Below are 7,157 nucleotides of genomic sequence, written 5' to 3'. Positions count from 1 at the left end.
GACGCATTGAATTTGAAAGGCATCACAGCATCCCGCAGTCAAATCAAAGGACCAGCTACGCATCGGAAACGATTTGTGCAACACGCTCGTTCAGCTCTGCCCTGCCGGAAGACCACTTGCGAGAGGGGCTTGCAAAGCTCAACGTTCTGACCGGTGATATTCTAAACCACGCGTGACGGGTAACGGATTGCAGGATTGTTAAAACGTCGCCACTGATTCGCGCCGTTTTGGTTTGTCGGAGACCGGGATGCGGTTGCCATTCGGGCACGAGGGATCGTTCGGAACCCGCGTGGCTTCACGAAAATGTCACGAAAACCGGGCCGATCCTCAGAAAATTGCCAGCGACAGGTCGTTGGGGATATTTCTGCTTATGGTTGCTTGAAATTTCATCAAGGCTTTATCCCAGAGCCAAAAGATGTCACGGTTTGCGGCAGCGAAAGACAACTTTCGCAACTTCTTTACCGACAGAAACCAAGAAAGCTGCGACGCAGTGTTCCTTGCGAATTGGCAAAATCAAAATCGAAATGAACGAAGTCTCAGCGGGCGTCGGTCTAATCCGGCTGCTGCGTGCGACCCAGATCAAGTGGGGCCGCGCAGCGACGAACTTATGGGAGAGAAATCATGAACAGATACATTCGGAACTCAGTGGCGGGGCTTTTGTCGTCGACCATGATCACAGGTGCCGCGTTTGCCGCTGGCACGCATCCTGAAACCGGCGAAGCGCTGGCGGACGATCAGACCTTTACCTACCGCATTCTGGACGAGCACAGCTCGGTCGATCCGCAGGTTGTCGAAGACGTTTCCGGTGCTGAAATTGTACGTGACCTGTTTGAAGGGCTGATGAACCAGGATGAGGATGGCAATCTGGTTCCGGGCGTTGCAACAGGTTACACCGTCGATGACAGCAAGAAGGTTTACACCTTCACACTGCGCGACAATGCGAAATGGTCGAATGGCGACCCGGTAACCGCCGGAGATTTCGTTTTTGCATGGAAACGCGCAGTTGATCCGGCACTGTCCTCTCCTTACGCGTGGTTCATGGAGCTGATGTCGATCGAAAACGCTTCGGCAATCATCGCAGGCGAAAAGCCGATTGATGATCTGGGCGTCAAAGCCATCGATGACACAACCCTGGAAGTCACGTTGAGCGCGCCGCTGCCGTATTTCCCTCAGATGACGACGCATTCGACAACCTTCCCGGCACCTCAGAAGGTGATCGCGGAATTTGGTGACGAATGGACCAAACCGGGAAACATCGTGTCGAATGGCGCGTATGTTCTGACCGAGCACTTGCCGCAGGAACGTTCGGTCCGTGAGCGCAACGAGATGTACTGGGACAATGACAACACCATCATCGACAAGGTTGTGGCACTGGTCATCAATGATGAAAACGTAGCCCTGACCCGCTATCTGGCCGGTGAATTGGACCGGACCGAAGTTCCTGCCGGTCAATTCCCGCGTCTGCAAGAAGAGCATCCGGGCGAGGCCATCAGCTTCCCGCGCCTGTGCAACTATTACTACACGTTTAACGTGTCTGACAGCGGCCCTGAAGAATTCAAGAACCCCAAAGTTCGTCAGGCTCTGTCGCTAGCCGTTGACCGGGACATCATCACCAAGAACATCAAGGCCGGTGGCGAGCCGCCCGCGTATACATTTGTGCCAGAAGCAACCGCAGGCTTTACGGTTCCGGTCGTTGAAATGGCGTCAATGAGCCAGGCCGAGCGCGATGAGCTGGCCAAGGAACTGTTGGCCGAGGCCGGCTTTGGTGCGGATAACCCTTTGACCTTCTCGATGGTCTACAACACTTCGGAAGCCCACAAGAAAGTTGCTGTCGCGCTGAGTCAGATGTGGAAGCAAAAACTGGGCGCCAATGTTGAACTGGCCAACATGGAATGGAAAGTCTTCCTGGAAGAGCGGGGCAACCAGAACTTTGATCTGGCCCGCGGCGCGTGGTGTGGCGACTATAACGAAGCCTCAACCTTCCTTGACCTGTTGCAGTCGGATTCGGGCTACAACGACGGCAAGTATAACAATGCCCGTGTGGACGAGTTGTTGGCCGAAGCCAAAACTTCGGACGATCCGGCACCGCTGTACACCGAGGTCGAGCGTATTATCGCTCAGGAAACCCCCGTTATCCCGATCTATCACTATGCTGGTGTCTACATGATGGACAGCGATGTCGGAAACTGGCCGGTCAAAAACGTAGAGCAAAACTGGTATTCCAAGAACCTCTACAAAATCGCCGAGTAATCATCTTCTGACCATGACCTGCCCCGAAGTTTTCTTCGGGGCAGCGCCATCTATTGGGGGCATTGAATGCTTGCCTATGTCATTCGGCGGGTGCTGACCGCCATACCGACGATCCTGCTGCTGATCGTCGCCTGTTTCTTTTTGATGCACTATGCGCCCGGTGGGCCCTTTACCTCGGAACGGACATTGCCGCCGCAGGTTCTGGCCAATATCGAGGCGCGGTATGGTCTGGACCAGCCGTTGTGGAAGCAACTCTGGGACTATCTGTACAATATCGTTGTGCATTTCGATTTTGGACCGTCCTTCAAGTTCAAGGACCGCGATGTGAACGACATCATCGCGCAGGGCTTTCCGATCTCGCTGACCTATGGGTCGCTGTCCTTTCTGGTCGCTACTGTGGTTGGCATCGGGCTGGGGATTGCCGCCGCGATCCGGCACAACAGCTGGATCGACTACTTTGCGGTTGGGCTGGGGATTGCAGCGCAGGCGCTGCCCAACTTCATCATGGGTCCGATCCTGATCCTGACCTTCACCCTGTGGCTGGGATGGTTGCCCGGCGGTGGGTGGAATGGTGGTCAATGGCCCTATCTGATCATGCCGGTTATCGCCCTTGCGACATCTTACATGGGATCGATTGCACGGATCACCCGGTCTTCAATGCTGGAGGTTCTGAATTCGAACTTTATCAGAACCGCCCGTGCCAAGGGCCTGCCGACAAGAACCGTGATCTGGCGCCATGCGATGAAGCCGACCTTGCTGCCGGTCGTATCTTATCTGGGGCCGGTGTTTGTTTATGTGCTGACCGGATCCGTCTTTGTTGACATCTACTTCTCGACCGGTGGTCTGGGGCAGGCTTATGTCGGCTCGGCCTTGTCACGCGACTATGCTGTGCTGCTTGGGGTTACGATCCTCTATGGCGTTCTGACCGTTCTGGTAAACCTGCTGACCGATCTGGCCTATGCCTGGTTCGATCCGAAGATCCGCTACTGAGGGGCTGGATATGCTAGGAAAATCACAAAAAGCCGCGCATCTGGCCGAAGAAATCACCGATTATACAGCCGTTCAGGGGCGTTCGCTCTGGCAGGACGCGCGCATGCGCTTTGTAAGAAACAAAGCGGCAATGGCCAGTGTGTTCATTTTGCTGCTTATCGTGTTGTTCACAATCCTTGGCCCGTATTTTGCGGTCTGGAGCAATGAAGAGATCGACTGGAATGTCATGGGCGATGTCCGGGGCATGGGAATGCCGTCGATGGAAACGGGTCACTATTTCGGTGTCGATGATCTGGGGCGCGATCTGTACAGCCGCGTCATTCAGGCTACCACGACGTCCCTGCTTGTGGGGTTGATCGGGGCGGCGACCGCTCTGATCGTTGGTACGTGTTATGGCATTACTGCCGGTTACTTTGGGGGTCGGACGGATGGCGCCATGATGCGTTTTGTCGACATCCTTCTGGCTATCCCGACAACTCTGATCATCATCCTTCTGCTGGTTGTTGCCGGGCGATCCTTCTTCACGCTTTTCATCGCACTGGGCGCGGTTGGATGGCTGACCATGTCACGTATCGTTCGCGGGCAGACGCTTGCCCTGAAGAACCGCGAATTCATCGAGGCTGCTCGCGCCGCGGGCGTCAGTGAATTCACGATCATGTATCGCCATATATTGCCTAATCTGCTGGGTGTCGTGATCGTCTATGCGTCGCTTCTGGTGCCCGAAATGATCCTGACCGAAAGCTTCATCTCATTCCTGGGTCTGGGAATTTCCGAACCTTACACGTCGCTGGGAAGACTGATCGCAGAAGGGGCGGGAACCATGGGCTATGGAACGCTGTGGCAATTGATGTTCCCGCTGACATTCTATGTCGCCATTATCATCACGATGTTCTTCATCGGCGATGGTCTGCGTGACGCTTTGGACCCGAAGGACCGCTGATATGAGTCTGTTTTCCGTAAAGAACCTGAGCGTCCGGTTTGACACCCCCGATGGTGTCGTCGAGGCGGTCAAGGATATCAGTTTTGATATCAATCCGGGCGAATGCCTTGGTATCGTTGGTGAAAGTGGATCCGGCAAAAGCCAGACTTTCATGGCCGCTATGGGTTTGTTGCCCTCTGCCGGACACGCCAGCGGGTCAGCCAAGCTGAACGGTCAGGAGATATTGAACCTGCCAGTGAACAAGCTGAACCAGATCCGCGGCGATGATGTTGGCATGATCTTTCAGGATCCTCTGACCGCTTTGACACCACATCTGAAGATTGGGCAGCAGATGCGCGAAGTGCTGCAGGTCCACGAGGGCCTGAAGGGGTCCGCGGCGCGCGCGCGCTGTCTGGAGTGGTTGGACAGGGTGCGAATTCCCGAAGCGGGCCGTCGTCTGGACCAGTTCCCGCACGAATTATCCGGCGGAATGCGGCAGCGTGTGATGATTGCGATGTCGATGCTGTGCAGCCCCAAACTGCTTATTGCGGACGAGCCGACGACAGCGCTGGATGTTACTGTTCAGGCAGACATCCTTGACCTGATGGTTCACCTGCAAAAAGATGAGGGCACCGCAATTGCACTGATCACGCATGACATGGGCGTCGTTGCGCGCATGTGCGACCGGGTTCAGGTCATGCGGATGGGTGAATTCGTCGAAGCCGGTGAAACACGCGCGCTGTTCCGAAATCCGCAACATGAATACACGCGGGCCCTGCTGGAGGCGATGCCCCGGATTGATTCCGGCGACGCACCGCGCGCTTTGGAAAAGGCCGAAGAACCCCTTCTCAAGGTCGATGATGTCAAAGTTCATTTCCCTATTCATGTCTCTGGCGGGTTGTTCGGGCGCAAGGTTCCGCTGAAAGCTGTCGACGGTGTCAGCTTTGATATTCGCAAGGGCGAAACTCTGGGTGTCGTGGGCGAATCCGGTTGCGGAAAATCGACACTGGCGCGCGCGGTCTTGCAACTGATCGAACCCAGCGCGGGCGGCGTCAGCTGGTTGGGCCATCCGATCGTCGGCTTGAAGCGATCCGAGCTGAACAAATACCGCAAGGACCTGCAGATCGTGTTCCAAGACCCGTTGGCCAGTCTTGATCCACGCATGACCATTTCAGCGTCGATTGCTGAGCCGCTGAAAACCTACCGCCCCGATCTGACGGACCGGGAACGCAAACAGATGGTCGCCGAGATGATGGAGCGGGTTGGTCTACAGGCCAACATGATCAACCGTTACCCGCACGAGCTGTCCGGAGGGCAGAACCAGCGCGTCGGCATTGCACGGGCGATGATCAACAAGCCCAGGCTGATTATCTGTGACGAAGCGGTTTCAGCGCTCGACGTTTCCATTCAGGCACAGATTGTCGAGCTGCTAAAGGAACTTCAGCAGGAATTTGGCCTGTCGATGATATTCATCAGCCATGACTTGTCGGTTGTGCGTGCGGTATCGAACCGGATCATGGTTCTGTATCTTGGTCGGATTGTGGAAATGGGTGATGGAGAGGTGATCTGCTCGGAGCCGATCCATCCTTATACTCAATCACTGATCTCGGCCGTGCCGATACCGGACCCGGATGTAGAGCGGACGCGGCAGCGCCTTAAACTGCCGGGTGAGCTGCCATCGCCGCTGGATCCCAAAGCCGCGTTGCGGTTTTTGCCCAGCCGACTGGTCAACGGTCACAGTGATTATGTTCCAAAGCTGCAAGAAGTCGCACCAGACCATTTTGTAGCGGAACACGACACGCTGGATTCCATCATGGCCAATGTCTGATCGAAAGGTCTGTTGCAGGTTTTCGATGCTTGGTGCGTGCACCGAAAACCTGCGCAGGGACTGTTCGAAGAAACCGCAGCGTGTGGTGGGGCTTAACGTTCGGGAATGAAAGACAATCCTGACACAAGCTGTCGCAGGCCAAGAGCTGCTCCGGCAAAGATCGCCGCAAAGGTTATGGGCGCGCTATAGGCCAGCAGAGAAAAAGCGGAGATGCCTTGCCCGACACTGCATCCAACCGCAATTATTGCCCCGGGCCCCATTATCGCCGCCCCCAACATCTGCCGCTTAAGCTCACGTGGATCTTCGCAGGCTTCCCATCGGAAATGACCTTTTGACCATGACCCCAAGAAAGCACCAATCAGAACCCCTGAAACCGAACCGACCGCAAACGAGAGCGTGTTGCCTGAGGCGGTCATGAGATAGAACACGGTATCACCCAAAGGCGCGGCAAACGTGTGTGTCTGCAAGGTCTCACCGTCAAACCCGTGTGTGGCTACCCAATTGGTGCCAAGCCAGCCTGAAACGACTGCCAATCCGACCGCCGCACCCCAAAAAACCTGCGCAGGTGATTTACGAAAACGATCATTTGTCAGGGCAAACACTACTATGGCAGAGCCGACAAGCGTTCCTGTAACCCATGCAGGTATCGACGTCAGCCGTTCGGCAAGGAAGCTGACGCTTTGTGGATTACCGAGATCCATGGCTTCGGGAAAAAGCCAGATCCTGACATAGGCCAGAGGGCCGGACATGACCACATATGCGGAAAGGCCCACGATCAGGACAATGACGAATGACCGAAGGTCACCGCCGCCAAGGCGCGCGAGCGCGCCATAGCCACAGTTTCCGCTGATGGCCATGCCATATCCGAACATCAATCCGCCAATGACCGATCCGATCGGATTCCACGTCTGCGCAATATAGGTCGTGCTGAGTGGATCAATCCACCCTAACGCCATGCCCAAATGGCTGCCGACGATCGCAACACCAATCGCGACGGCCCACATACGCAGGCGCCGGTCGTCATTTGCATAAAGATAATCTTCAATCGCACCCAAGGTGCAGAACCGCCCAATGCGCGCGGCAAGCCCAAGTACAATGCCGCCGACCAGACCGACCAGCGCAACTGTATTGGCGTCTCCCAGAAGTTCGAACATGGCCAGTCTCCTCCCA

5 protein-coding genes are annotated in these 7,157 nt (G+C 55.7%); 4 read left to right on the top strand and 1 reads right to left on the bottom strand.

Annotated features, from left to right (window positions below; genetic code table 11):
• Positions 1-621 precede the first annotated feature (621 nt).
• The 4 genes from ACR0ID_RS16305 (at position 622) to ACR0ID_RS16290 (ending at position 5,987) form a co-directional block, all read left to right on the top strand.
• Complete coding sequence (locus ACR0ID_RS16305; RefSeq protein WP_480607040.1) at positions 622-2,250, top strand: peptide ABC transporter substrate-binding protein; 1,629 nt, start codon at positions 622-624, stop codon at positions 2,248-2,250.
• Positions 2,251-2,316: 66 nt separating this feature from the next.
• Positions 2,317-3,240 carry an oligopeptide ABC transporter permease OppB gene (gene oppB, locus ACR0ID_RS16300; protein ID WP_209507493.1) on the top strand — a complete coding sequence of 308 codons (924 nt, stop codon included), beginning with the start codon at positions 2,317-2,319 and terminating at the stop codon, positions 3,238-3,240.
• Between the two features lie 10 nt (positions 3,241-3,250).
• Positions 3,251-4,180, top strand: coding sequence for an ABC transporter permease subunit (locus ACR0ID_RS16295; RefSeq protein WP_480478073.1), 930 nt, complete (start codon positions 3,251-3,253; stop codon positions 4,178-4,180).
• Between the two features lies 1 nt (position 4,181).
• Positions 4,182-5,987, top strand: a complete 1,806-nt coding sequence (locus ACR0ID_RS16290; RefSeq protein WP_480607037.1) for an ABC transporter ATP-binding protein — start codon at positions 4,182-4,184, stop codon at positions 5,985-5,987.
• Between the two features lie 92 nt (positions 5,988-6,079).
• Here the strand turns inward: ACR0ID_RS16290 and ACR0ID_RS16285 are convergent, their stop codons facing one another.
• Entirely contained in the window at positions 6,080-7,141 is a 1,062-nt protein-coding gene (locus ACR0ID_RS16285) for a YeeE/YedE family protein (RefSeq protein WP_480555211.1), read from the bottom strand.
• Between the last annotated feature and the right edge of the window lie 16 nt (positions 7,142-7,157).

Source organism: Ruegeria sp. AL2 (assembly GCF_056540845.1).
The sequence above is the reverse complement of the archived record's forward strand: the minus strand, read 5'-3'. Positions and strand labels throughout refer to the sequence as shown.

Excerpts from the sequence above, each read along its gene's own strand:
- ACR0ID_RS16305 (WP_480607040.1), top strand. The coding sequence starts at position 622 with ATGAACAGATACATTCGGAACTCAGTGGCGGGGCTTTTGTCGTCGACC.
- oppB (WP_209507493.1), top strand. The coding sequence starts at position 2,317 with ATGCTTGCCTATGTCATTCGGCGGGTGCTGACCGCCATACCGACGATC.
- ACR0ID_RS16295 (WP_480478073.1), top strand. The coding sequence starts at position 3,251 with ATGCTAGGAAAATCACAAAAAGCCGCGCATCTGGCCGAAGAAATCACC.
- ACR0ID_RS16290 (WP_480607037.1), top strand. The coding sequence starts at position 4,182 with ATGAGTCTGTTTTCCGTAAAGAACCTGAGCGTCCGGTTTGACACCCCC.
- ACR0ID_RS16285 (WP_480555211.1), bottom strand. The coding sequence starts at position 7,141 with ATGTTCGAACTTCTGGGAGACGCCAATACAGTTGCGCTGGTCGGTCTG.